This is a genomic window from Salinimicrobium oceani, assembly GCF_012037645.1.
In genome coordinates this window covers 1-348 of sequence record NZ_JAAVJR010001180.1, presented here as the reverse complement: position 1 = coordinate 348, position 348 = coordinate 1, and the positions used below count along the sequence as shown (strand labels likewise).

The window sequence follows — 348 nt, the reverse complement described above, 5'->3', positions numbered from 1 at the left end:
AAAGAAGCAGGTACAACAGGCTGTTAACTGCCATGATAGAAAATCCGGTGATTAAGGGTATTGGGATTGATGAGTCTACAGCTATTCTTGTGAAGAATGGAAAAGCTGAAGTAGTGGGTGAATCTCAGGTTATTGTTTTTTCTAATCCTAAAGCCTCAAAAAACACTTCTAAAGGCAAGCTTGCAGCCAGGGGTTTGGTGTTAGATATTTACCTGGAGGGCGACAAATTCGATCTTTCTAATTGAGCATAAAAAAGAGAGCTGTATTTCTACAGCTCCCTTTTTAAAATCAGGCATTTTTTAGTACCCGGGATTTTGTACTAGCTCCTCATTGGTATCCATTTCCCGT

At 39.7% G+C, this 348-nt stretch carries 1 pseudogene; it reads left to right on the top strand.

The annotated features are described in order from the left end of the window. Window positions 1–245 (top strand): annotated as a pseudogene (locus HC175_RS21360) (cyanophycinase); the annotation flags it as partial. Window positions 246–348: the final 103 nt, after the last annotated feature.